Below are 24434 nucleotides of genomic sequence, written 5' to 3'. Positions count from 1 at the left end.
GTGAGGGCGGCGCAAGGCTTGGCAATGCGCTTGGCCGCAGGGTCGTCATCCCGATCAATCTGTCAGGCCCAAAGGCTGTTCATCTTCGCGGACCTGAAGAATACGGTCGATCAGCCCCCATTCCAGAGCCTCTTCCGCTGTCATGAAGTGGTCGCGGTCCATGGCGCGTTCGAATTCTTCGTAGGAGCGGCCGCAATGCTCGGCGTAAAGCCGCGTCATGCGATGCTTCGTTCGCCTCATTTCTTCCGCGTGGATAAAGATGTCCGATGCCTGTCCCTGGAAACCGCCCAATGGCTGGTGAATATGGATGCTGGCATTTGGAAGCGCGGAGCGCTCACCCGGCTGGCCCGACATCAAGAGGAAGGAGCCCATCGAACGAGCGGTTCCCATGCATAGCGTATGCACCGGCGCGCGGATGTAACGCATGGTGTCGTACATTGCCAGACCGCTGGTCACGACACCGCCGGGCGAATTGATATAGAGATGGATCGGTCTCTTGGGATTTTCGGCCTCGAGAAACAGCAGTTGCGCGCAGACGAGGGCCGAGACATCGTCGTTTACCTCACCATTCAGGAAGATAATTCTCTCGCGCAGCAGGCGGGAATAGATGTCGAAAGACCGCTCCCCTCTGCTGGACTGCTCGACGACCATAGGAACGAGTTGCATCGCTTCGCGCATCGGCGAACTCCAATGTTATTGAAATTGTTGATCTATTCAGAACGTCAGGCGGCGCGCATGACGGTCAGGCTGTTATTGTTTGCCGCAGCCTTTTCAGTCTCACGAAGCCGAACGTCATCGAGCTCGTGGATGATCCGCAGGCAGGTGCCGCCGTTTGCGTTCGAAGATATCTTGAAAGTCACGATGCTTTCGAGGAAGGGCGGTGTGTCGTCCCGCAGCCTATAGCTGACTTCTTTGCCCGGCGTGACTGATATCGACTCGGGACTGGCCAAGGCCTCCTGCGGCAGCCAGTTTTGGCGAAGCTCAGGGGTGCTGATTGCACGCCAGACTTTTTGCGGCGGTTCGCTGAGCTGGTATTCCAGCGCGATGCCGTTCTTTCGCTCAGGGATCTTGAGATTGTTCATTGATCCATATCCTTCAGCAACAGCTTGAGAGCTTCGATGCGGGTGGGCCAGTATGCGCGGTATTTCGCCAGCCACTGGGCGATGAGGGCAAGTCCCTCCGGATCGACCTCGTAATTCACGAAACGCCCCTGTCGTTCTTCCCTGACCAGCCCGGCACTCCGCAGAACCGCTAAGTGCTGCGACATTGCCGGCTGGCTGATGTCGATACCTTCGCGCAGGGCACTGGCATTCATGCCGCCCGTCGCCAGCTTCTCGAAGATGGCGCGGCGGGTCGGATCGGCCAAAGCCCGGAATATCTCATTCTCTATCATGGCAACAGATAAGCATAGACTTATGTGATTCGCAAGAGATTTCCATCGAACCTCTTCGAGAGTTCCAGATCGCGCCAAAGAAAAAGTCCGCCGCGAAGCGATTCGCAGCGGACTTTTGGGAGGATCACATTCCTTGAGGAATGGAGACGGCTTAGTCGATCTTTACCAGACGGCCTTCCTTGACGGACTGCAGGGCGGCATCCGCCAGCTTCAGTGCGGCAAGACCATCGGCGCCCGATGGTGTGATGGCCGCGCCCTTTTCGACAGCGGCAATGAAGCTCGCGATCTCGTTGGCATAGGCTTCGGTGTAGCGTGTCATGAAGAAATCATGCAGCGGCGGGCGGGTGTAGCCATCGCCGTTGGCGACTTCGATGGAGAAGGGGCGCTGGTTTTCAGCGGAAACCAAGCCCTTCGAGCCATGGATCTCGATCCGCTGGTCGTAGCCGTAGGTGGCCCGGCGCGAGTTGGAGATAACAGCCTGCTTGCCCGACGCCGTCTGAAGAATGACGGAAACGCTGTCGTAATCGCCGGCTTCGCCGATTGCCTTGTCAACCAGAACGGCGGCAGTTGCAGTGACGGCAACCGGTTCTTCGCCGAGCAGGAAGCGGGCCATGTCGAAATCGTGGATGGTCATGTCGCGGAAAATGCCGCCGGAGCGCTTGATGTAATCGACAGGCGGGGCGCCCGGATCGCGCGAGGTGATCGTCACCATCTCCACGGTGCCGATGCGGCCTTCGTCGATCGCTTTCTTCACAGCCATGAAATGCGGGTCGAAGCGGCGGTTGAAGCCGACCATCAGCTTGCCCTTGGTTTCCTCGACAACCTTGATGCAAGCCTTGACGCGTGCGACGTCGAGATCGATCGGCTTTTCGCAGAAGACGGCCTTGCCGGCACGTGAAAAGCGCTCGATCAGGTCGGCGTGGGTATCGGTCGGCGTGCAGATGACGACGGCATCGATATCCTTGGCGGCCTCGATCGCCTCGATGGTGCGGACTTCGCAGCCATAGGCGGCGGATATGGCATCCGCAGCCGCGGGAAACGCATCCGCAACAGCGACGAGCTTGGCATTGGCATCGCCGCTGACGGCCTTCGCATGCACTTTGCCAATGCGTCCTGCGCCGAGCAGACCAAATCTGACAGTCATTTCTACCTCCCTGAATTCGGAATAAATGGACCGAATATAAATCTCTATGGAATTTTCATTCCATTTTCCGATGGCGGCGTCAAGCCGCTTGAACTTCACAATTCTCAAAATCACCGTTCGATGCCGGCTTAGCCGAAATCCGCTCAAGGAGTCTTATTTTATCCGGACGGCTTCACAATTTTCCCGATGATGCGCTAAAGACATGTCTTCTTGAATAGGCAAAAGAGACCCATGCAACTGATCGATCCCAGCCATCCGCTCTACAAGCCGCTTTGGGTGCGCATCCTCATCGTGGCCGTCTGCTTTGGCTGGGCAGCCGTCGAAACGCTCGGCTCGCAGCCGTTTTGGGCGATGCTGTCGGGTGCGCTCGGCGCCTATTCGGCCTGGATGTTGCTTCTGAATTTCAAACCACAACCACCCGAAGCGACCAGTGCTGCGCCCACGCAAGACGAGCCCGCCGAGGATGACGAACCGGCAGACGACAAGAAATAATCACCGCCTGAGGCGGCGTATGGCTTCGTCGATCAGCTGATTGGCGAGTGTCATGCGGGTCGTCGCCTGTTCGCGGAAGAGGGTGGCGACGCTGTCTGGATGATTGGCCTTGGCGAAGTTACGGCGCTTTTCCTGCAGAGTTTCGCGTGTGAGGTCGGAGGTGATTGCGAGTTCGGCTGCAACCTCTTCCCGTGACGTTCGGCTGAGATGCTCGGGCATGACCGGCGGCTCCGGTTCTTGCGGCGCGGGTTCGGGCTTTGGTTCCAATTCAGGCAGGATGACGGGATCGCCAAGATTGTCGCGATAGGCTTCATCGGGCCGTTGCGCCCCGGGGGTCTCGCCGCCCAGAACCGTTGCTGCAAAGCTGACGTTCAGGCCGCGGACGCGATGCGCGGCCTCTTCCTTTTCTGAGCCGTCCTCTTCGCTGTCGAGACGGTCGAGCACGGATTGAAACAATGATTGCTTGAACAGCATGTGTGATCTCCACGCCAAGCTTCATAGGAGTGGAAGTTGGCGCGGAGCTTATGGCTTGCACTTATGTCAGCGAGAGATGCCGGCTCTCTTCCAGGATCATGTCATGCAGCAGACGTGCGCTCGGTGGCATGGCGCGTTCGCGCGCGGTGATAAGGCTATAGGGCCTGACGTCGATATCGAAATCGATCGGCAGGATAGAGGATTCGCCGGCCTGAGATGTCTGCCCGCAGATGAATTGCGCCATGTCGAGCGCGATCGGCGCAATCGCATCCGTCTTGCAGACGACCGCAAGCGTCAGAAGCAGAGACGAAGTGTTGACGACGTTTTCCGGCAAGGGCACGCCTGCGGCAAGGAAGATGTCCTCCACCTTGCGGCGAAGCAACGTGCCCGGAGGCTGGAATACCCAATCGTAACCGGCCAGATCATGCAGGCCGGCAACGCCCTTCTCAAGCAGCGGATGCCCATTGCGGACCACCAGGCAGGCTTTCTCGACGCCGATCTCATGGGCGGTGAACAGACGCGGATCGAGATCATCCGGGATGCGGCTGATAATGAAGTCGTGGCGGGCGGCGAGCAGCTCGCGCGCGAGCACATTACTGTTCTCGACCTCGATATTGATCTCTATGCCGGGATAGGTGCGTGTCACGCGCTGGATCGCCGGGACGACAAGGCTGATCGCCGGCGCGGTCACAGCCCCCAGAAAGACCGAGCCGCCCTTGCCGGTCCGTAAGGCACCAAGCTCCCGGCCTGCCTCGCGCAGCTCCAGCAGGATCTTGCGCGCCCGCTTAGCGAGAGCGAGGCCGAAAGGGGTCAACACGACGCCTCTGGCGACACGCTCGTAAAGCGGGCTTTTGACAATCGACTCCATTTCTGAGAGCATGCGTGAAGCTGCAGGTTGTGACATATTCATGGACTCAGCGGCCGCAGAAATTTGCCCGTGATCCTCGATCGTGACGATCATGCGCAGGTGATTGAGCTTCAAACCGGCTTTCAACAACGCATCGTCGCGAAAATTGTCGGAATGAATCTCAATGCCATCGCTCACATAATCGTTATATATTTTCTCCATAACGGCCAATTTTCCCCTTCATCGGCAAAAAAGTACTATTTTTTAACATTATACCAAACTTGGTATATGTTTAGCCAGTTATTCTATTTGACAGTTATACGAAATCGTACGAGTTTGCCGATTGTGCGCTGGGTACAGCTCATAAACCGTGAGAGCGTGGAGGAGACCTACTTCGTTTCTCACAATTAGAAGTAAATCATTCCTTCTACGGAACCTGCCGCAGTTTCGGGCGGGCATTTTTTGTCCGCCGCATTTATCAACAAGGGAGAGAGTAATGAAATCCATTATCTCATTGATGGCCGGCGCTGCGTTCGGCGTCGCTACGCTGGTGGTACCTGCCTTCGCGGCGGACAAGGGCACGGTAGGCATCGCCATGCCGACCAAGGCTTCGGCTCGCTGGATCGATGACGGCAACAACATCGTCAAGCAGCTCCAGGCTGCCGGTTACGGCACCGACCTGCAGTATGGCGACGACGACATTCCGAACCAGCTCTCGCAGATCGAGAACATGGTCACCAAGGGCGACAAGGTCCTCGTCATCGCTTCGATCGACGGCACCACGCTGTCCGACGTTCTGCAGAAGGCTCACGATGCCGGCATCAAGGTCATCGCCTATGACCGTCTGATCCGCAACAGCCCGAATGTCGACTATTATGCGACCTTCGACAACTTCAAGGTCGGCGTCCTGCAGGCAAACTCGATCGTCGACGCTCTCGGCCTCAAGGATGGCAAGGGCCCGTTCAACATCGAGCTGTTTGGCGGTTCTCCGGACGACAACAACGCCTTCTTCTTCTATGACGGCGCTATGTCGGTCCTGAAGCCGTACATCGACAGCGGCAAGCTGGTCGTAAAGTCCGGCCAGATGGGCATGGACAAGGTCGGTACGCTGCGTTGGGACCCGGCAACGGCCCAGGCCCGTATGGACAACCTGCTGTCGGCTTACTACACCGACGCTCATGTCGATGCCGTCCTGTCTCCGTATGACGGTCTGTCGATCGGTATCCTCTCCGCGCTCAAGGGCGTCGGCTACGGTTCCGGCGGCGTGAAGCTTCCGATCGTCACCGGTCAGGACTCCGAAATTCCGTCGGTCAAGTCGATCATTGCCGGCGAACAGCATTCGACGATCTTCAAGGACACCCGTGACCTCGCCAAGGTTACCGTCAACATGGTCAACGCCCTGATGGAAGGCAAGACGCCTGAAGTCAACGACACGAAGACCTACGACAATGGTGTCAAGGTTGTTCCGTCCTACCTGCTGACCCCGGTCGCAGTCGACAAGACCAACTACGAGAAGGTCCTCGTTGAGGGCGGCTACTACAAGGCTGACCAGCTGAAGTAATTTTTCAATAGACCGGTCAGGGCTCGCTGAAAGGCGGGCCCTGGCTTTCATATTTAAGACGATCGCGCGGTCTGCTATGTTCAGTCGCGGCGTTGGATTTGGACAATGGACAATACCATTCTCGAAATGCGGAACATCACCAAGTCGTTCCCCGGTGTGAACGCCTTGGAAAATGTCAATCTGAAAGTCCGTCAGGGCGAGATCCATGCCTTAGTTGGCGAAAACGGAGCCGGCAAATCCACCCTGATGAAGGTGCTTTCAGGCGTTTATCCGGCCGGCACCTATGAAGGCGACATCTACTACGATGGCGGGGTCCGCCAATTCAAGACGATCAGGGATTCCGAAGACATCGGCATCATCATCATCCATCAGGAGCTGGCGCTCGTTCCGCTTCTGTCGATCGCCGAGAACATTTTCCTGGGCAATGAGGTCGTCGCCAATGGCATGATCAATTGGCAGGAGACTTTCAGCCGGACCAAACAGCTTCTTTCCAAAGTGGGCCTCAAGGAATCTCCGAACACGCTCGTGACCGACATCGGCGTCGGCAAGCAGCAGCTCGTCGAGATCGCCAAGGCCCTGTCGAAGAGCGTCAAGCTGCTCATTCTCGACGAGCCGACGGCATCGCTGAACGAAAACGATTCCGATGCGCTCCTCAATCTCCTCATGGAGTTCCGCAAGCAAGGCATCACCTCGATCATCATCACGCACAAGCTCAACGAAGTGCGCAAGGTGGCCGACCAGATCACTGTGTTGCGCGACGGCATGACGGTGAAGGCGCTGGACTGTCACGAAGAAGAGATCAGCGAAGACATCATCATTCGCAACATGGTCGGGCGCGAACTTGCCGACCGCTATCCGCCGCGTTCGGTGCCGATCGGCGAAACGATCTTCGAAGTGAAGAACTGGAATGCCTTCCACCAGCAGCATCGCGATCGCCAGGTCCTGCACAATATCAACATCAATGTGCGCAAGGGCGAAGTGGTCGGCATTGCCGGCCTGATGGGCGCGGGCCGTACCGAATTCGCCATGAGCGTCTTCGGCAAGTCCTATGGCCACAAGATCAGCGGCGAAGTCTTCCTGGACGGCAAGCTGGTCGACACCAGCACGGTGCGCAAGGCGATCGATGCCGGTCTTGCCTATGTGACCGAAGACCGCAAGCAGCTCGGCTTGGTTCTGACCAACAGCATCCTGCACAACACGACGCTTGCCAATCTGCTTGGCGTTTCCAAGGCGACCGTCATTGACGACGTGCGCGAGCTGCAGGTGGCGACGAACTATCGCTCCAAGCTGCGTATCCGTTCGGCCGGCGTCTTCCAGGAAGCGGGCAACCTCTCCGGCGGCAACCAGCAGAAAGTGGTGCTGTCGAAATGGCTGTTCTCGGACCCGGACGTCCTGATCCTCGATGAGCCCACACGCGGCATCGACGTCGGCGCCAAATACGAAATCTATTCCATCATCAACCAGCTTGCCGCCGACGGAAAGGGTGTTCTGATGATTTCATCGGAAATGCCCGAGCTTCTCGGTACCTGCGACCGCATCTACGTCATGAACGAGGGTCGAATTGTTGCCGAACTGCCGAAGGCAGAGGCAAGCCAGGAGAGTATCATGCGCGCTATTATGCGCTCAGGGGAGAAGCATCAATGAGTTCGGCCAACCCAGCCACGGAAAGCAGCCACGTCGTTTCAATCGGCGACCATATCCGCAACAACATCCGCGAATACGGCATGTTGATCGCGCTCGTCGTCATCATGCTGCTGTTTCAGTACTTGACGAACGGCGTTCTCTTCAGGCCGCAGAACCTGACCAACATCGTTCTGCAGAATTCGTTCATCGTCATCATGGCGCTCGGCATGCTGTTGGTTATCGTGGCCGGCCATATCGACCTTTCGGTCGGTTCCGTCGTCGGCTTCGTCGGGGCGGTTGCGGGCGTTCTGGTCGTGCAGATGCATATGAATCTTGCGCTCGCGACGGTCATTTGTCTGCTGATGGGGGCCGCGGTCGGCGCCTGGCATGGGTATTTCATTGCCTACCACCGCATTCCATCATTCATCGTGACGCTGTCAGGCATGCTGGTTTTCCGTGGCCTGACCTACACGATCATCAACACAACCGGTAACGGCAGCAGCATCGGTCCGTTCCCGCCGGCATTCCAGATCGTTGCGACGGGCTTCATTCCGGATTTCGCCGATATGGGCGGTATCCACTCGACGTCGATCTTACTGACCGTCGCCATCCCGATCGTCATGTTCCTGCTGTCATGGCGGCGCCGTACCGTTAACGAGAAGCACGGTATCGATGTCGAGCCGTTCAGCTTCTTCCTTGCCCAGAATCTGGTGGTTGCCGCTGCGACCATCTTCATCGGCTATCAGATCTCTTCCTACAGAGGCCTGCCGAACGTTCTGGTTCTCATGCTGCTTTTGATCGCGCTCTACAGCTTTGCCACGCAGCGCACGACGATCGGTCGCCGCATCTATGCGATGGGCGGCAATGAAAAGGCGACGAAGCTCTCGGGTATCGATACCCGCCGCCTAACCTTCTACACCTTCATCAACATGGGCATCCTGGCGAGCATCGCCGGCATCATCATCGCGACACGCCTGAATTCGGCAACCGCAAAGGGCGGCGACGGCCTCGAACTTGACGTCATCGCGGCCTGCTTCATCGGCGGTGCTTCGGCCTCCGGCGGCGTCGGCAAGGTGACGGGTGCCGTTATCGGTGCTTTGATCATGGGCGTACTGAACCAGGGCATGTCGATCCTCGGATACCAGACGGACTCCCAGAAGATGATCAAGGGTGCGGTCCTGCTCGCTGCCGTGTTCATCGACGTCTACAACAAGAACAAGGGCTGATCGCTTAAGCGGCCAGCCGAGACTTTAAAAACCAAATCCATGACAGAGTCCGGCTCTCGCTGAGAGCCGGAATGGGAGACTGCATCCAATCTCTGTCTGTTAGGAAAGGATGAAAGACATGCTCATCTCGCAGATCAAGGGTTCGAACGGCGAGATCGTCGTTGCGGTCCGCAACGGATCCGGCGAAGCTGCCAAGGTCGTCGTCAATGGCGGTAGCGTCTACAAGCTTGCGATGGAGGCCGCCGATAGCGGCAAGTCGCTGGCATCGGTGATCGAGGCACATGGTCTCGGCGAGGCGATCGATCTCGAAAAAGCCTATGCAGAGGGCCGTTTCCTGCCGCCGATCACGCATCCGGACGCTGCGCACCTGCACCTGACCGGCACCGGTCTGACGCATCTCGGCTCTGCCGCGACGCGTGATTCCATGCACAAGAAGACGACGGAAGCCGCTGAGGAGACGCTGACCGACTCCATGAAGATGTTCAAGATGGGCATCGAGGGTGGCAAGCCGAAGGCGGGCGAGAAGGGCGTTCAGCCCGAGTGGTTCTACAAGGGCAATGGCTATGGCGCTGCGGCCCCGGGTGCGGCACTTGTATCTCCATCCTTCGCGCTCGATGGCGGCGAAGAGCCGGAAATGGCCGGCATCTATGTCATTGCTAAGGATGGCACGCCGTTCCGTATCGGATTTGCGCTGTCGAACGAATTTTCCGATCACGTCACCGAGCGGATCAACTATCTCTATCTCGCCCATTCCAAGCTGCGTCCGGCCAGTTTCGGCCCGGAAATCCGCATCGGAGTGGCGCCGGAAGATATTCGCGGCACGTCCCGCATCAAGCGCGGCGACAAGGTGATCTTCGAGAAGCCTTTCCTCTCCGGCGAAGCGAACATGTCGCATACCTTCGCGAACCTTGAATATCACCACTTCAAATACGGCATCTTCCGCGTTCCAGGCGATGTGCATGTGCATATGTTCGGCACTGCGACGCTTTCGTTTGCGGAAGGCATCAAACCGGAAGTCGGCGATGTCTTCGAAATCGAAGTTGGTGAATTCGGCCTGCCGCTGCGCAATCCGCTGGCGGTCAACGCAGAAGAAGAAGTGGCTGTTCGCCAGCTGTAATGTATCGAGCCCGGCCGCAAGGGATCGGCCGGGCATCTTCAATACGATCCAGGAAGGCATGACGCCATGACCATTCATCAGAACTTGATCGCCGGGGAGTGGACGGGGACGAACGGTACCGAGAACATCAACCCGTCGGATACGAACGAGGTCGTCGGCCTCTATGCGAGCGCAAGCGCGCAGGATGTCACGGATGCGATCGCTGCTGCTAAGGCCGCTTTTCCGGCCTGGTCGCGCTCCGGCATTCTGGAGCGCCACACGATCCTGAAGAAGGCCGGCGAGGAGATCCTGGCGCGCAAGGACGAACTCGGCGCGCTGCTTGCCCGCGAAGAAGGCAAGACGTTGCCCGAGGCGATCGGCGAAACGATCCGCGCCGCCCAGATCTTCGAATTCTTTGCCGGCGAGGCGCTGCGCCTGGCAGGCGAGGTGCTTCCTTCCGTGCGTCCGAACATCGGCGTCGAGATCACGCGCGAGCCGCTCGGCGTCATCGGCGTCATCACGCCCTGGAACTTCCCGATCGCTATTCCCGCCTGGAAGATCGCGCCGGCGCTCTGCTACGGCAACACCATCGTCTTCAAGCCGGCCGATCTGGTGCCCGGCTGCTCATGGGCGATCGTTGATATCCTGAACCGCGCCGGTCTGCCGAAGGGTGTGCTGAACCTCGTTATGGGCAAGGGTTCGGTCGTCGGTCAGGCGATGCTCGACAGCCCGCTTCTCTCGGGCATCACCTTCACCGGCTCGGTCGGCACCGGCAAGCGCGTGGCGCTGTCTTCGGTCGAGCATGGCCGCAAGTATCAGCTTGAGATGGGCGGCAAGAACCCGATGGTGGTGCTTGACGATGCCGATCTGACGGTTGCCGTCGAGGCGGCCGCCAATTCTGCCTTCTTCTCGACCGGCCAGCGCTGCACGGCTTCGTCGCGTCTCATCGTCACCGAAGGCATTCACGACAGGTTCGTGGCGGCGCTGACGGAGAAGCTGAAGACACTCAACGTCGACAACGCCATGAAGTCTGGCACGCATATCGGCCCGGTCGTCGATGCCAAGCAGCTGAAGACGGATACGGACTATATTGAGATCGGTAAACAGGAAGGCGCCAAGCTTGCCTTCGGCGGCGAGCTCGTCAGCCGCGACACGCCCGGCTTCTATCTGCAGCCGACGCTCTTCACGGAAGCGACGAACCAGATGCGCATCAGCCGCGAAGAGATCTTCGGGCCGGTCGCTTCCGTCATCCGGGTGAAGGATTACGAGGAGGCGCTGGCCACGGCCAACGATACGCCGTTTGGCCTTTCTTCCGGCATTGCCACGACCAGCCTCAAGCATGCGACGCATTTCAAGCGCAATGCGGAAGCGGGCATGGTGATGGTCAACCTGCCGACGGCGGGCGTCGATTTCCACGTACCGTTCGGCGGCCGCAAGGGCTCGTCCTTCGGTCCGCGCGAGCAGGGCAAATATGCCGCCGAATTCTTCACCACCGTCAAGACGGCTTACACGCTCGCCTGATCATCGATTTTAAAGCCCAGGCGCGAACGAGGCGGCCTGGGCGACGCAAAGGGTACTGAGACATGAAAAAGAAAGCTGAATGGCCGCGCAAGCTGCGCTCTTACGACTGGTTTGGCGGCACCGGCAAGAATGCGATCATGCATCGCTCCTGGATGAAGAACCAGGGCCTGCCGGCCGATACATTCGACGGTCGTCCGATCATCGGCATCTGTAACACCTGGTCGGAGCTGACGCCTTGCAACGCGCATCTGCGCGATCTCGCAGAGCGCGTGAAGCGTGGCGTCTACGAAGCGGGCGGCTTCCCCGTCGAATTCCCGGTCTTCTCCGTTGGCGAAAGCACGCTGCGCCCGACGGCGATGATGTTCCGCAACCTCGCTGCCATGGACGTCGAAGAGGCTATTCGCGGCAATCCGGTCGATGGCGTCGTGCTGCTCGGCGGCTGCGACAAGACCACGCCGAGCCTCTTGATGGGCGCTGCCTCCGTCGACATCCCAGTGATCCTCGTTTCCGGTGGCCCGATGCTGAACGGCAAGTGGCGCGGCAAGGATGTCGGCTCCGGCACCGCGATCTGGCAATTCTCGGAAATGGTGAAATCCGGCGAGATGTCGCTGGATGAATTCATGGATGCGGAGCAGGGCATGGCCCGCTCGGCCGGCAGCTGCATGACCATGGGTACGGCCTCGACCATGGCGTCGATGGCCGAAGCGCTCGGCATGACGCTGCCCGGCAATGCCGCCATCCCTGCGGTCGATGCTCGTCGCCGCGTCATCTCGCAGCTGTCAGGCCGCCGCATCGTCGACATGGTCAAGGAAGACCTGAAGCCTTCTGACATCCTGACCAAGGAAGCATTTGAAAACGCCATCCGCGTCAATGGCGCTGTCGGCGGTTCGACCAATGCCGTTCTGCACCTTTTGGCGCTTGCCGGTCGCGTCGGCGTCGACCTGTCGCTGGACGATTGGGATCGTCTCGGCCGCGAGGTCCCGACGATCGTCAACCTGCAGCCGTCGGGCAAGCACCTGATGGAAGAGTTCTACTATGCCGGCGGTCTGCCCGTCGTCATCAAGGCGGTTGGCGAGATGGGCCTGCTTCACAAGGATGCCATCACGGTCACGGGCGATACGATCTGGGCAGGCGTCAAGGATGTCGTCAACTACAATGACGACGTCATCGTCCCGAAGGAAAAGGCGCTGACGCAGTCGGGCGGTATCGCCGTTCTGCGCGGCAATCTCGCGCCGAAGGGTGCTGTCCTGAAGCCGTCCGCCGCTTCGCCCCATCTGATGCAGCACAAGGGCCGCGCTGTCGTCTTCGAAAGCATCGAGGACTATCACGCCCGTATCAACCGTGACGATCTCGACATCGACGAGAACTGCATCATGGTGCTGAAGTATTGCGGCCCGAAGGGTTATCCGGGCATGGCCGAAGTCGGTAACATGGGCCTGCCGCCGAAAGTGCTAAAGAAGGGCATCACCGACATGATCCGCATTTCCGATGCGCGCATGTCCGGTACGGCCTACGGCACCGTCATCCTGCACACCGCGCCGGAAGCAGCCGACGGCGGCCCGCTGGCGCTGGTGCAGAACGGCGACATCATCGCCGTCGATGTTCCCGCCCGCACCATCCAGCTCGAAGTGTCGGATGAGGAACTGGCCAAGCGCCGCGCTGCATGGGTTTCTCCGGTCAAGCCGCTCACCGGCGGTTACGGCGGTCTCTATGTCAAGTCGGTCATGCAGGCAGACACCGGCGCCGACCTCGACTTCCTCGTTGGCCCGCGCGGCTCGGAAATCCCGAACAATCGCGATAGCCATTAAAGGCTTATCTTCTGGAATTGGAAAAAGGGGCGGGACGAGGGTTCGGCCCCTTTTTCGTTACTGGAACTTCGAGGCGGCATTGACTATTTTGCACGAAATGACCATGTTTTATGTACATCTGTACAGGAATAGTGTCCATGTCTGTCAAATCTGTCGGTGCAGCCGAATTCAAGGCAAAATGTCTTCATCTGATCGATCAAATGGGCGATGATGGGGAGCCTATTATCATTACGAAGCGTGGAAAGCCGGTCGCTCTGCTGACTCCTGCGTCGGAGAAAACAGATCGCCCCAGCATTATCGGCGCGATGAATGGTACTGTTCTCCACTATGACGATCCGTTCCTGCCCGCTATCGATACTGAAGAATGGGACGCGACGCGTTGATCGTCATCGATACGCATATTCTGATCTGGGCTATGCACGACGATTCTAGGCTGAGTGCTCGGGCTCGTAAGCTTATCGATGAAACGACGGCGCGCAGTCGCATTTTGGTCTCCGCGATCACTCCTTGGGAAGTCGCTATGCTTGCAGAGAAAGGGCGCATCGCACTTGGTGATGACGTTGGCCGTTGGCTCGCCACGGCACTGGCTTTGCCTGGTTTGGAGCTAGCTCCCATAGAGCCACAGATCGCGGTGGACAGCGTTCGGCTGCCGGGTGAATTCCATGCCGATCCGGCAGACCGAATTATCGTGGCGACAGCACGCTTTCACCGTATTCCGCTGCTGACAGCCGATGATGCAATCCTTCGCTATGGCGGCAAAGGCCATGTCGAGGTTTTTTCGGCAGGATGAATTTGCCTATCAACTCTGGCTTTGGCTCTGACTTTGCCCCTGGCTCGCGACCGTCACCTTGACCATAAGGGTTTCGCCCGGCGTGCCGATGCGCATGCCCGAGACAGGTGCCGCATCCCGATAGCATAGGCCGGTCGCGATGCGGACATAACGGGCATCGGGGCAGACGTTGTTGGCCGGGTCGAAGCCGACCCAGCCGAGGCCGGGAACGTGTGCTTCGGCCCAGGCGTGGGTCGCGGCCTGCTCGTTCTTGCCTTCCATCATCAGATAGCCGGAGACGTAACGGGCAGGGATCTGCAACGCACGGGCGCCGGCGAGGAAGATATGGGCGTGGTCCTGGCAGACGCCGCTCTTTGCCTCCAGTGCCTGCTCCGCCGTTGTCTCCGTATTGCTGGTGCCCGGCTTGTATTCCACGGTCTCGTGGATCGCTTTCATCAGCGCATGCATCCTGCTGAGCTCGTTGTCGCCTGAAACGCCGCGCAACAGCTCCTTGGTCAGCCTGCCTGCCTTGGTGCGCGGCGATTCCCGCAGGAAAAGCCAGAGCGGGCTGAAGCCCTGATGCAGCCCGACGACGCCATTGAGATCCTGCGTCTCGACTTCGCCTGAGGCAATGATCTTCGTTGCGTCCTGCTGTCCATCGAGAGACACCAGCGTGGCGCGATTGCCGAACTGGTCGTCGTATTCCACCTCGGGCTTGGCGCCTTCAACCGAGAGCTTCCAGTCGATGACCGTCTGTCCCACGCCGGTCAGCGGCGTCAGGTGCAGTCGCTGCAGCGAGAATTGCGCCGGCTCGTCGTAGCGATATTCTGTGATGTGGCTGATCGTCAGTCTCATGATATCGCCCGCCTATTCGTAGAACCGGTAGCCGTCGGAAATTTCGGCGCCCAACTGGTTGTTGCGTGCGACGAAATCCTCAAGGAACTCATGCAGGCCCTGATCCATGATGCGCTTGATCGTCAGCTTTTGCAGCGACTTGCGGATGGCTTCCGCGGTATCGTGCGCCGGCAGCTTTTTTTCATATTCGGCGCTGAGATAGCCGATATTGCTGACGATCTTCTCATAGCAATAGGCGAGCGAACGCGGCATCTGCCCATTGAGGATCAGGAAGTCGGCAATGTTCGCCGGCTTGTATTCCGGATCATAGGCCCATTTATAGGCCCGGTGCGCGGAGACTGATCTCAGGATCGATTCCCATTGCGCGTTGTCGAGCGAGGAGCCGACATGCGAGACCGACGGCAGCAGGACGTAATATTTAACGTCGAGAATACGAGCCGTATTGTCCGCCCGCTCGATGAAAGTGCCAATGCGGGCGAAGTTATAAAGCTCGTTGCGCAGCATCGAGCCGTGGAAGGCGCCGCGGATGAGGCCCGCCCGCTGCTTGATGACGTCGATCGTCTCAGGCAGCTCGGCCGTCTTCAGCTTCTTGCCGAGCAGCGACTTCAGCTCGATCCAGCATTCGTTGGTCGCCTCCCACGTGTCGCGGGTCAGCGCCGTGCGCACCATGCGGGCATTGTTGCGGCCATATTCGATGCAGGACATGACGCTCGACGGATTGGAGCGGTCGCGCATCAGATAATCGATCGCGTCGGCGCCGGTCAGTTTGTTATGCACCTCATCGTAGGCTTCGCGCACGCCGGCGCTTTGCAGGACTCCATCCCAGTCGTCATCGACGGCATCGCTGCGGGTCAGCGACATGCGCTGGCCGGCGTCGACAAGGCGGGCTATGTTTTCGGCGCGCTCGATGTAACGGAACATCCAGTAGAGGCCATTCGCGGTTCTTCCCAGCATGTCCGATCAGTCCTCCAGAACCCAGGTATCTTTGGTGCCGCCGCCCTGGCTGGAATTGACCACCAGCGAGCCTTCCTTCAGCGCCACGCGGGTCAGCCCGCCGGGGATGATCCGCACCTTGTCGGAGACCAGGACATAGGGCCGCAGATCGACGTGCCGCGGCGCAATACCCTTGTTGACCAGGATAGGCACCGTAGAGAGGGAAAGTGTTGGCTGCGCGATGTAGTTGTTCGGCTTGCTCTTGAGCTTTTCGGCAAAGGCCGCCCGCTCCTTTTTCGTGGCCGTCGGCCCCACAAGCATGCCGTAGCCGCCGGAACCGTGGACTTCCTTGACGACGAGATCGGCGAGATTGTCGAGCACATATTGCAGGCTGTCTGGCTCCGAACAGCGCCAGGTCGGCACGTTTTCGAGGATCGGCTTGCGGCCGGTATAGAATTCGACGATCTCAGGCATGTAGGAATAGATCGCCTTGTCGTCGGATATGCCGGTGCCGGGTGCGTTGGCGATGGTGATATTGCCGGCGCGATAGACATCCATGATGCCGGGAATGCCGAGTGCGGAATCCGGGCGGAAGGTGAGGGGATCGAGGAAATCGTCGTCAACGCGGCGGTAGAGCACGTCGATCGCCTCGTAGCCCCGCGTCGTGCGCATCTTCACCTTGCCGTCGATGACGCGCAGATCCGAGCCTTCCACCAGTTCCACACCCATCATGTCGGCCAGGAAAGAATGTTCGTAATAGGCGGAGTTGTAGATGCCGGGCGTGAGCACTGCGACGCGCGGCTTGCCGGTGCAGCCCGGAGGGGCGAGCGACGCCAGGCTCTGGCGCAGCAGCAGTGGATAGTCCTCGACGCGCTGCACCTTGTTCTGGTGAAACAGCTCGGGGAACATCTGCATCATCGTTTCACGGTTTTCCAGCATGTAGCTGACGCCGGAAGGGGTGCGGGCATTATCCTCGAGCACATAGAACTGGTCTTCGCCGGTGCGCACGATATCGGTGCCGACGATATGGGTGTAGACGCCGCCCGGCGGGCGGAAGCCGATCATTTCAGGCAGGAAGGCGTCGTTCTTCTCGATCAGTTCGCGCGGGATGCGGCCGGCGCGGATGATTTCCTGCTTGTGGTAGATGTCGTCGAGGAAGGCGTTGAGGGCGACGACCCGTTGTTCGATGCCCTGGGCGAGCTTGCGCCATTCGCGGCCTGATATGATGCGGGGGATGATGTCGAACGGGATGAGCTTTTCGGAGGAGTCTGCGTGTCCGTAGACCGCGAAGGTAATGCCCGTCTTTCGGAAGATGGTTTCCGCATCGCGGGATTTGGCAATGAGGTGGCCTCTGTCCTGGCCTGAGTACCACTCGAAGTATTTCTCGTAAGGCGCGCGCGGACTTTCATCCGCAGTAATCATTTCATCAAATGCCAAAGGTGCGGTCCCCGTGTTTTTACCCATTTGAATACAACGGTTTTTACAATGCAAGAACTATGCGCAGTTGCCATCGCGAATTTCTGAATGTCGGAAAATGCCGGATTTACAGGCATTTAAGAGTAACAGGGTTGTTACCTGCCAGCTCTTGTCGCAATCTGCGGATCAAAATTTGAGCATCTGCTTCTTTTGCGGACTGAGTGCCTGGGTGATGGCTGAGATTTCTGAAACCATGGCGGTGGTTGGCCGGACGTGAAGAAAAATTGATCGCTGTTTTCAGCAGATCGATTTTGACCGCACAGCCGCTATCGGCTATCAGCCTTCAACCCCTCCGCGCGACACCCCGAGTCGACCAGGATTCCGGATCCCAAGCGCCACATATATCGGTCCGATTCCCATGTCCCTCGATAGGCTTGCGCCCGCGATTTTTGTCCTTCTCTGGTCCACCGGCTGGATCGTCGCCAAATATGCTTCGCTGCATGCGGGTCCCTTTACCTTCCTGATGATTCGCTACAGCCTTTCGGCGCTTGCTTTCGTGCTGCTCTGTTCGATCGTCCGCGCCCGATGGCCACGCGACTGGACGAGCGTGTTTCGGGCTGTCTATTCAGGGATTTTCCTGCACGGCATCTATCTCGCGGGCCTTTGGTGGGCGATTGCCGAGGGCGTGCCGGCCGGCATTTCCGGCATCATTGCGGCACTGCAGCCGCTGATGACCGCCATGGCCGCACCGCTTCTTGTCGGCGAGCGGCTGCGGCCGATCCAGAAGGTCGGTCTGCTTCTCGGTTTCCTCGGCATTGCAATCGCGATCTCGCCCAAACTCCTGGCGACGGATACGGCCAACCTCTGGCAATCGGCGGTGCCGCTTGTTGTCAATCTGCTGGCTATGGTCTCGGTGACTTATGGCACGCTCTATCAGAAGCGGCACCTTCAGACAGGCGACCTCAGAACCATTGCGACCTTGCAATATGTCGGCGCGCTGATCGTGACCGTTCCCTTGACCTTCATCTTCGAAGATTTGCACTTTGACGGCACGCAGACAGCGATTTTATCGCTGCTCTGGTCGGTCTTCGGCCTGTCCATGGGCGCCGTCGGCCTGCTGCTCTATCTCATCCGCCGCGGGCAGGTGTCGCGCGCCGCATCGCTGATCTACCTGATGCCGCCGGCCGTCGCCATCGAGGCCGCTATCGCATTCGGCGAGCCGCTGACGCTGCCGATTATCGTCGGCACGGTGATTGTGGTGATCGGTGTCTACCTCACCAATCGGCGTCAGGCGGAAGTCGTGCCGGAATAGGCTCTACGACTTCTTCAGGGCATCGCTCCGTTGCCGCCATCGTAAGAGCCTGCCATCGACAACTACCAGGCTGGAGACGATCAGAGCCAATCCGAGGAATTCGTAAGGTTCCAGACGTTCTCCAAGGAATGCGGCGCTCAAGATGATCGCGCTCGCCGGCACGAGCAGCGTCACCAGCGACGCATTTGTCGCCCCGGCGGAGGCGATGAGATTGAAATAGAGAATGAAGGCGAAGGCAGTCGTTACGATTGCAAGAGTCCCAATGGCCAGCCAGATCGAGATATTCGTACTTATGATTTCGCCCGGATCGTAGAGAAGAAGGACGATCGGTATCATAACGATGGTGGAGGCGGTCAACTGGCCGGCGGCAACAACGACCGGCTTGATATCCCGAAATCGCTTCGCGAAAACGGCCGCGAATGCATAGGAAATTGCCGCTCCGATGACCGCAAGCTTTGCCCATGTCGGTCCGCCCAAATTGGCGAAGAGCCCTGGACCGATCATAATGGCAGCGCCGCCAATCCCCAGAGCCACGCCGGCGAGCTTGCTGGCGGAGAGCTTTTCGTCAGCCGTCAGCAGATTTGCGACCAGGACTGTCCAGAGGGGCGTTGTCGCGTAGAGCACCGAGGCAAGGCCTGCTCCGATCTCCGTTTGGCCGCTGAATATCAGAGAAAACGGGATGACGTTGTTGAGCAGTGCGAGACCCAGGAACGAAGCTGATCTGGCAATAGCGGGAGCAAAGGAAATGTTACGCAGGCGCAACCAGACATGCAGAACAAGCGCGGCAATCGAAACCCGATAGAGCACCAGCGCCAGCGGCGGGATTTCTGCCACCGCTATACGGGCAAAGAAAAATGATCCGCCCCACAACGCGCCGAGAAGCAGGAGCTGCCCCCAGTCGTTTGCCGACATCGGCCGCGTTGCCGTCTTTCGCAATGCACCGCCTCCCAATCCTCCAAACATGCTCTAGACTATGCCGGGAAGCGTCTGCAGGCAGGAAACAGTCATCCAAACATTGTTCGCCAAGAGAAATGAGAAAGCCGGGTTGCTTCGAAGTTTCGAATTTACTCTCATGACTGCGTCCGAAGTCTTCATGCAGGCCGTCAACGGAGGAACTATTGATGGCGATTGAGATTCGGCCTGCTGTCGACGGCGATTTGTCGGGCATTGCCCGTGTCGTGGTCGATGTCTGGAGGGCGACTTTTGCCGGGCTGTTGCCGGAGGATTTCCTAAAGGGCATGTCCTATAGACATCAGGAGCAGCGCCATCGCCGCTATCTTGGTCATGCCGGCATTGCTTATTACGTGGCGGAAGACGAGAAAGGCGAGGTTGTCGGATTTGCGAGCGGAGGGTCAAGCCGGCATTCGGGCTTCCCGCAGGAAGCTGAAGTTTACGCGCTTTATCTTCTGCCTCGCTATCAGCGCCGCAAGATCGGTTCGGCTCTCTTTACTAAAGTGGCGCGAGCTCTCAAAGATATGGAACATAAAGGATTGCTGGCGTTGGCATTGGAGAACAATCCAAACAGGGGTTTCTACGAGCGCCTGCGCGGTCGATCAGTGGCGACGGGGTCGCTTACATTCGGCGAAACTGCAATCGGTCAGATCGCATATGTTTGGGATGATCTCCCGGCTTTAATCGAAAGCCTGCAAAGCCAGGCGGAATAACCAAAGAAAAAGGGGCCAATCGGCCCCCTTAACTCCATCAGGCACGCTCGCGGCGCTGGCCGCTATTGCCGCGGCGGCGCATGCGGCCGTTGCCGCCATTGCGTTGTTCGCCCTGGGCGCCACGCTCTTCGTTGTGGCGACCTGCGGGGCGGCCGTGGGAATGGCGCTGGCCGCGATGGGCGCCGCCCTCATGCGCGGCACCGTTGCCATTGGACTGGCCATTGTGCTGCTGCTTGCGAGCGGGACGGAAATCCGAGGTGGAGGCGAGGTCGTTGTCGGGTTCCGGGCGTGGCGTCGGTTCGTTGCGGCGCTGGCCACGGAAATCGGCGTTGCGATTGTTTTCGCGATGCGGGCGATCGTCGCGCGGGCGGCGTTCCTGGCGCTCGCCAGCCTCACCACGAGCCTCGCCGTTTTCCTTGTCGAAGAACGGACGGCGGGCCGGACGTTGCGGGCGGCCTTCGCCGCGCTCGCGTCCCTGGCCATTCTGGCCTCTGCCCTGGCCGCCATTGCCGTGATTACCATTACCCTGGCCGCCACGGCCCTTGCCGCGAACGGGACGGCCGCGATCGGCCGGAGCTTCGCCGCTCGCAACGGCGATCTCGATACCCATCAGGCGCTCGATGTCACGCAACAGGCGGATTTCGTCGGGCGAGCAGAAGGCGATAGCGATGCCATCGCGGCCGGCGCGCGCGGTGCGGCCGATGCGGTGGACGTAAGCATCCGGCACTTCCGGCAGGTCGTAATTATAGACATGCGAAACGCCGGGAATGTCGATACCGCGTGCGGCGACGTCAGTTGCGACGAGAACGCGGACGTCGCCATCACGGAAGCCCTTCAGAGCGCGCTCGCGCTGGCCCTGGCTCTTGTTGCCATGAATGGAGGCGGCGGCATAGCCGACATGGTCGAGATGCTTCGTCAGTTTCTCGGCACCGTGCTTGGTACGCAGGAAGACGATCGAACGGCCATCCGGGTTGGCGTTCAGCGTTTCCTTGAGGATTTCGGTCTTGTGGTTCTGGCCGGCGACGAAATGCACATACTGTTCCACCTTGTCGGCAGCCTTACCGGGCGGGGTGACTTCCACCTTGACCGGATTGGTCAGGTAATCGGAAGCGAGGTCGGCAATCGCCTTCGGCATGGTCGCCGAGAAGAGCAGGGTCTGGCGCTTGGCCGGGACGAGCTTGGCGATCTTGCGGAGATCGTGGATGAAGCCGAGATCGAGCATCTGGTCGGCTTCGTCGAGGACGAGGTGCGTGACGTGGCCGAGCGAGATGGCACGGCGGTTGATGAGGTCGAGCAGGCGGCCTGGCGTCGCGACGAGAATGTCGGTGCCGCGCTCCAGCTGAAGCTGCTGCTTGTTGATCGAAACACCGCCGACGACGATGTTGATGCGCAGCGGCGTCTTGCGCACGAAGAGCTTCAGATTGTCGGCGATCTGGTTCACCAGCTCGCGGGTGGGGGCAAGGATCAGGGTGCGCGTCGTGCGGTTATCCGGGCGCTTGCCTTCCTTGGTCAGCATTTCGATGATCGGCAGGCCGAATGCGGCCGTCTTGCCGGTGCCGGTCTGGGCGAGGCCGATAAGATCGCGGCCCTGGAGAACGAGTGGGATCGCCTGTGCCTGGATCGGCGTCGGCGTAGCGAAGTTGTTCTGCGACAGCGTATCTACGATCTGCTTGGAGAGACCAAGCGAGTGAAAATCGGTCAATTCAATACCTTTCGGGGCGCCACAGAAAATAGGCCGGGTCGCACCATGCGGTCCGGTCTGTCTCTGGCGTCAAGAACCCCGCGTGAAGTGGGAACTTGTAAGTTGGAAATAGCTTTCCCAGCGCATTGGCCGCAGCGCTTGGCGCGGCCTCATTCATAAAAGCGCTTTTATCCTTCTCTTGCGTACAGATTGTCCCGCAGGGCACGCTCACGCGGCGGCCGGAAGGTGAAAGCTGAGGCGCATTTGGTCTTAAACGCGCGGAATGTCAAGAGGTGTAGGCGAAAGCTTTTCATCGCGCATACAAAAATGCCGCCGAAATCCGGCGGCATCCCAAATTTGACAAGGGCGCATGCGCTCAATCAGCGATTGCTGATCCTAGCGGCAGACCTCGACACGATAGGGCCGACCCCACCCGTCGTGGCGCCACGCCCAATAGCAGCTGGGATAGGGGCGCACATAGACGCGCTCGTAGACCGGGCCGTCATAGTAGGCCGGATAGGCCGGATAATAAGTCGGATAGGCGGGTCGCGCAGCCCCGGCTACCAAGGCGCCGCCGACGACACCCGCGGCAAGACCGCCGAAGAAGGCGCCGCGGTCGGAGGCGCTGGCTGTGGTGGTGGTTACGGCGGCGGCGCTACCAAGCGTCAGCGCGATCAAACCGGCCGTCGTTAATGTGCGAAGCACAGACATTGACATCCCTTTCCAAAAACAAAGGCCTCCCAGCCGAAGCCGAGCTTGAAGTTGCTTGGAAAAGGGGGCGAAGTCGCGGCCAAAAAGGGGGTCGCGGCATTAAATTTCGTTCATGATTTGAGGCGTAAAAGCCCTTTGTTTTCAGCTAGAAATCGGTGGGAACACCACCTTCTTGCTTGCGTCTCGCAACAAAGGCGTCGAGCTCTTCCTCGATTGCCGGATCGAGTGGCGGCCGTTCGTAGCGTGCGAGGGTTTCCTTATAGATACGGTTGGCGTGATCGTAAGTCGTGGGCCTCCCGGCTTCCGTCCAGGTTTCATTGTTTCGCCAGTCGGACAGGATCGGCGAATAGAAGGCGGTTTCGTAGCGGGCGAGCGTGTGCGCCGTGCCGAAATAATGGCCGCCAGGGCCAACGTCGCGTACGGCATCCAGCGCCAGGGCATCGGCGCTGACATCAAGCGGCTTGAGGAATTCCGCGACCATCTGCAGCATGTCGACATCCAGGATGAATTTCTCGAAGGAGGCGGTTAGCCCGCCTTCGCTCCAGCCGGCTGCATGCAGGACGAAATTGCCGCCGCCCTGGGTCAGCGCCCAGAGCGACAGCGCTGATTCGTAGGCTGCCTGCGCATCGAGCGTATTGGAAGCGTTCGTGTTGGAGGTGCGGTAGGGGATGCCGTATCGGCGAGCGAGTTGGCCGCCCGCGATGACCGCCTTCATATATTCCGGCGTGCCGAAGGCGGGGGCACCCGTCTTCATGTCGACATTCGAGGTGAAACCGCCATACATGACCGGCGCGCCCTTGCGCACCATCTGGGTAAAGGCGAGGCCGCAGAGCGCTTCCGCATTTTGCTGCACCAGCGCGCCGGCGATCGTCACCGGCGCCATGGCACCTGCCAGCGTGAACGGTGTGACCACGACTACCTGGCCGCGCGAGGACATTTCGATGATCCCCTGCAGCATCGGTCCGTCGAGGCGCAGCGGCGAGGAGGAGTTGATGATGGTGAAGAGTGAGGGCTCGCGCTCCATCTGCTCCATGCTGATGCCGCGGCCGATACGGGCGATTTCGATCGCGTCGAGATTGCGCTGCTTGCCGAGCGAATAGCAATGGAAGGCTTTGTCGGTGAGCTTCACGATGTCGGAAAGGCAATCGAGATGGCGCACCGAGGCATGGATGTCGATGGGTTCGACCGGATAGCCGCCGGTCATATGGATGACGTCGAATGACTGCGCAAGCTTGATAAGCTTGCGGAAGTCCTCCTGGTTGCCGGCTCTCCTGCCGCCATCGCGGTCGGCGACGAAGGGGGCGGAGGCAACCTGTGCGAAGACAAGATTGCGGCCGCCGATCTCGACGTTTCTAAGGGGATTGCGGGCATGCAGCGTGAAGTTCGAGGGGATCGAAGCGATCAGCTCCATGATCATGTTGCGATCGAAGCGGACGCGTTCCTTGCCCGGCGTGACGTCCGCGCCGGCAGCCTTCATGCGCTCGCGCGCTTCCGGCAGGATGATATCCATGCCGATCTCTTCGAGGATGGTCAGCGATGCCTCATGAATATCGTCAAGCGCTTCAGGCGACAGGAGTTCCGTGTGCGCGAGATTGTTGACGAGGTTGAGATATTTCGTGCCGCTCGGCTTGCGGCTGCGTTCGGCGCCACGCCCTCCGGCCCGCCGCCGCCGTTCGCCCGTCGCCGTTGCGATCTGCGCTTCGTTCAAGGTCAGGCTTTCTTCATCGCTCATGGCGCTCGCTCCCAATGATCCGTTGACGGATTCTTGGCAGAGTTTCCCTCGATGTGCCGCCGTCGTTTGCGACCAAGGCATGACCGTTATAGAACAGTGCATGGTCTGAACGCGACGTCGGCGCGATGGTTAAACATGGTTAACGCCTTGTTAAAGGCATTCATGTTAGAGCGTCG

At 59.3% G+C, this 24434-nt stretch carries 24 protein-coding genes; 11 read left to right on the top strand and 13 right to left on the bottom strand.

The features are described 5' to 3' along the window. Positions 1-54: 54 nt before the first annotated feature. The 4 genes from AC13QY_RS10920 to iolG form a co-directional block, all read right to left on the bottom strand. A complete protein-coding gene (locus AC13QY_RS10920; protein ID WP_113351775.1) occupies positions 55-678 on the bottom strand; it encodes an ATP-dependent Clp protease proteolytic subunit in 624 nt (207 codons plus the stop codon). 44 nt (positions 679-722) lie between these two features. Next, positions 723-1082 carry an SRPBCC family protein gene (locus tag AC13QY_RS10915; protein WP_113351776.1) on the bottom strand — a complete coding sequence of 120 codons (360 nt, stop codon included), beginning with the start codon at positions 1080-1082 and terminating at the stop codon, positions 723-725. Then, positions 1079-1393 (bottom strand): ArsR/SmtB family transcription factor, encoded by a 315-nt coding sequence (locus AC13QY_RS10910; protein ID WP_113332144.1) that lies wholly within the window; start codon positions 1391-1393, stop codon positions 1079-1081. Before AC13QY_RS10910 ends, AC13QY_RS10915 begins: the two co-directional genes overlap by 4 nt. Before the next feature lie 151 nt (positions 1394-1544). Continuing rightward, positions 1545-2537, bottom strand: a complete 993-nt coding sequence (gene iolG, locus AC13QY_RS10905) for an inositol 2-dehydrogenase (protein WP_113352025.1) — start codon at positions 2535-2537, stop codon at positions 1545-1547. A gap of 231 nt (positions 2538-2768) precedes the next feature. On the opposite strand from iolG, the gene AC13QY_RS10900 reads away from it, so the two are divergent. Then, on the top strand, positions 2769-3029 hold the full coding sequence (locus AC13QY_RS10900) for a hypothetical protein (protein ID WP_113332145.1): 261 nt from the start codon (positions 2769-2771) through the stop codon (positions 3027-3029). On the opposite strand, the gene AC13QY_RS10895 is transcribed toward AC13QY_RS10900, so the two are convergent. Together AC13QY_RS10895 and AC13QY_RS10890 are read right to left on the bottom strand one after the other, a co-directional pair. Continuing rightward, positions 3030-3503, bottom strand: a complete 474-nt coding sequence (locus AC13QY_RS10895) for a hypothetical protein (protein ID WP_113351777.1) — start codon at positions 3501-3503, stop codon at positions 3030-3032. It abuts the gene before it with no gap. A 61-nt stretch (positions 3504-3564) separates the two neighbouring features. After that, positions 3565-4572 carry a LysR family transcriptional regulator gene (locus tag AC13QY_RS10890; protein ID WP_113332147.1) on the bottom strand — a complete coding sequence of 336 codons (1008 nt, stop codon included), beginning with the start codon at positions 4570-4572 and terminating at the stop codon, positions 3565-3567. A 274-nt stretch (positions 4573-4846) separates the two neighbouring features. Between AC13QY_RS10890 and chvE the strand changes: the two genes are divergently transcribed. The 8 genes from chvE (at position 4847) to AC13QY_RS10850 (ending at position 13975) form a co-directional block, all read left to right on the top strand. Then, positions 4847-5911: a multiple monosaccharide ABC transporter substrate-binding protein gene (gene chvE / locus AC13QY_RS10885; RefSeq protein WP_069612777.1), complete on the top strand. Its 1065-nt coding sequence runs from the start codon at positions 4847-4849 to the stop codon at positions 5909-5911. 105 nt (positions 5912-6016) lie between these two features. Then, a complete protein-coding gene (gene mmsA, locus AC13QY_RS10880; protein ID WP_113332148.1) occupies positions 6017-7555 on the top strand; it encodes a multiple monosaccharide ABC transporter ATP-binding protein in 1539 nt (512 codons plus the stop codon). Further along, positions 7552-8760 carry a multiple monosaccharide ABC transporter permease gene (gene mmsB, locus AC13QY_RS10875; protein ID WP_113332149.1) on the top strand — a complete coding sequence of 403 codons (1209 nt, stop codon included), beginning with the start codon at positions 7552-7554 and terminating at the stop codon, positions 8758-8760. Before mmsA ends, mmsB begins: the two co-directional genes overlap by 4 nt. Positions 8761-8878: 118 nt before the next feature. Beyond that, positions 8879-9877 (top strand): AraD1 family protein, encoded by a 999-nt coding sequence (araD1, locus tag AC13QY_RS10870; protein WP_488493439.1) that lies wholly within the window; start codon positions 8879-8881, stop codon positions 9875-9877. A 66-nt stretch (positions 9878-9943) separates the two neighbouring features. Next, the gene (locus AC13QY_RS10865) at positions 9944-11377 is read left to right on the top strand and encodes an aldehyde dehydrogenase family protein (RefSeq protein ID WP_113395410.1); all 1434 of its coding nucleotides are present in this window, start codon (positions 9944-9946) and stop codon (positions 11375-11377) included. Between the two features lie 62 nt (positions 11378-11439). Beyond that, positions 11440-13185, top strand: coding sequence for an L-arabinonate dehydratase (gene araD, locus AC13QY_RS10860; RefSeq protein ID WP_112340591.1), 1746 nt, complete (start codon positions 11440-11442; stop codon positions 13183-13185). 137 nt (positions 13186-13322) lie between these two features. Continuing rightward, on the top strand, positions 13323-13568 hold the full coding sequence (locus tag AC13QY_RS10855; protein WP_488493438.1) for a type II toxin-antitoxin system Phd/YefM family antitoxin: 246 nt from the start codon (positions 13323-13325) through the stop codon (positions 13566-13568). Then, complete coding sequence (locus tag AC13QY_RS10850; RefSeq protein ID WP_145632264.1) at positions 13565-13975, top strand: type II toxin-antitoxin system VapC family toxin; 411 nt, start codon at positions 13565-13567, stop codon at positions 13973-13975. Before AC13QY_RS10855 ends, AC13QY_RS10850 begins: the two co-directional genes overlap by 4 nt. Before the next feature lie 9 nt (positions 13976-13984). Here AC13QY_RS10850 and AC13QY_RS10845 read toward each other — a convergent pair whose 3' ends face one another. From AC13QY_RS10845 to AC13QY_RS10835, 3 genes are read right to left on the bottom strand one after another with little or no spacing between them, the layout of a single operon-like run. Beyond that, on the bottom strand, positions 13985-14809 hold the full coding sequence (locus AC13QY_RS10845) for a transglutaminase family protein (RefSeq protein WP_269244979.1): 825 nt from the start codon (positions 14807-14809) through the stop codon (positions 13985-13987). A gap of 12 nt (positions 14810-14821) precedes the next feature. Then, entirely contained in the window at positions 14822-15763 is a 942-nt protein-coding gene (locus AC13QY_RS10840) for an alpha-E domain-containing protein (protein WP_113389007.1), read from the bottom strand. Positions 15764-15769: 6 nt separating this feature from the next. After that, positions 15770-17179 (bottom strand): circularly permuted type 2 ATP-grasp protein, encoded by a 1410-nt coding sequence (locus AC13QY_RS10835; protein ID WP_113351783.1) that lies wholly within the window; start codon positions 17177-17179, stop codon positions 15770-15772. Positions 17180-17576: 397 nt separating this feature from the next. Here AC13QY_RS10835 and AC13QY_RS10830 point away from each other — a divergent pair, with 397 nt between their 5' ends. Next, positions 17577-18470: a DMT family transporter gene (locus tag AC13QY_RS10830; RefSeq protein WP_113351784.1), complete on the top strand. Its 894-nt coding sequence runs from the start codon at positions 17577-17579 to the stop codon at positions 18468-18470. Between the two features lie 3 nt (positions 18471-18473). Here AC13QY_RS10830 and AC13QY_RS10825 read toward each other — a convergent pair whose 3' ends face one another. Next, on the bottom strand, positions 18474-19382 hold the full coding sequence (locus AC13QY_RS10825) for a DMT family transporter (protein ID WP_113351785.1): 909 nt from the start codon (positions 19380-19382) through the stop codon (positions 18474-18476). 209 nt (positions 19383-19591) lie between these two features. On the opposite strand from AC13QY_RS10825, the gene AC13QY_RS10820 reads away from it, so the two are divergent. Next, complete coding sequence (locus tag AC13QY_RS10820; protein ID WP_113351786.1) at positions 19592-20134, top strand: GNAT family N-acetyltransferase; 543 nt, start codon at positions 19592-19594, stop codon at positions 20132-20134. 37 nt (positions 20135-20171) lie between these two features. Here the strand turns inward: AC13QY_RS10820 and AC13QY_RS10815 are convergent, their stop codons facing one another. The 3 genes from AC13QY_RS10815 to AC13QY_RS10805 form a co-directional block, all read right to left on the bottom strand. Beyond that, a complete protein-coding gene (locus AC13QY_RS10815; RefSeq protein WP_113351787.1) occupies positions 20172-21836 on the bottom strand; it encodes a DEAD/DEAH box helicase in 1665 nt (554 codons plus the stop codon). 375 nt (positions 21837-22211) lie between these two features. After that, positions 22212-22526: a hypothetical protein gene (locus AC13QY_RS10810; protein ID WP_113351788.1), complete on the bottom strand. Its 315-nt coding sequence runs from the start codon at positions 22524-22526 to the stop codon at positions 22212-22214. 145 nt (positions 22527-22671) lie between these two features. Continuing rightward, a complete protein-coding gene (locus tag AC13QY_RS10805) occupies positions 22672-24258 on the bottom strand; it encodes a trimethylamine methyltransferase family protein (protein ID WP_113351789.1) in 1587 nt (528 codons plus the stop codon). Positions 24259-24434: the final 176 nt, after the last annotated feature.

Source organism: Martinezella sp. CNPSo 3795 (assembly GCF_057784475.1).
This window is presented reverse-complemented; position numbering and strand designations above follow the sequence as displayed.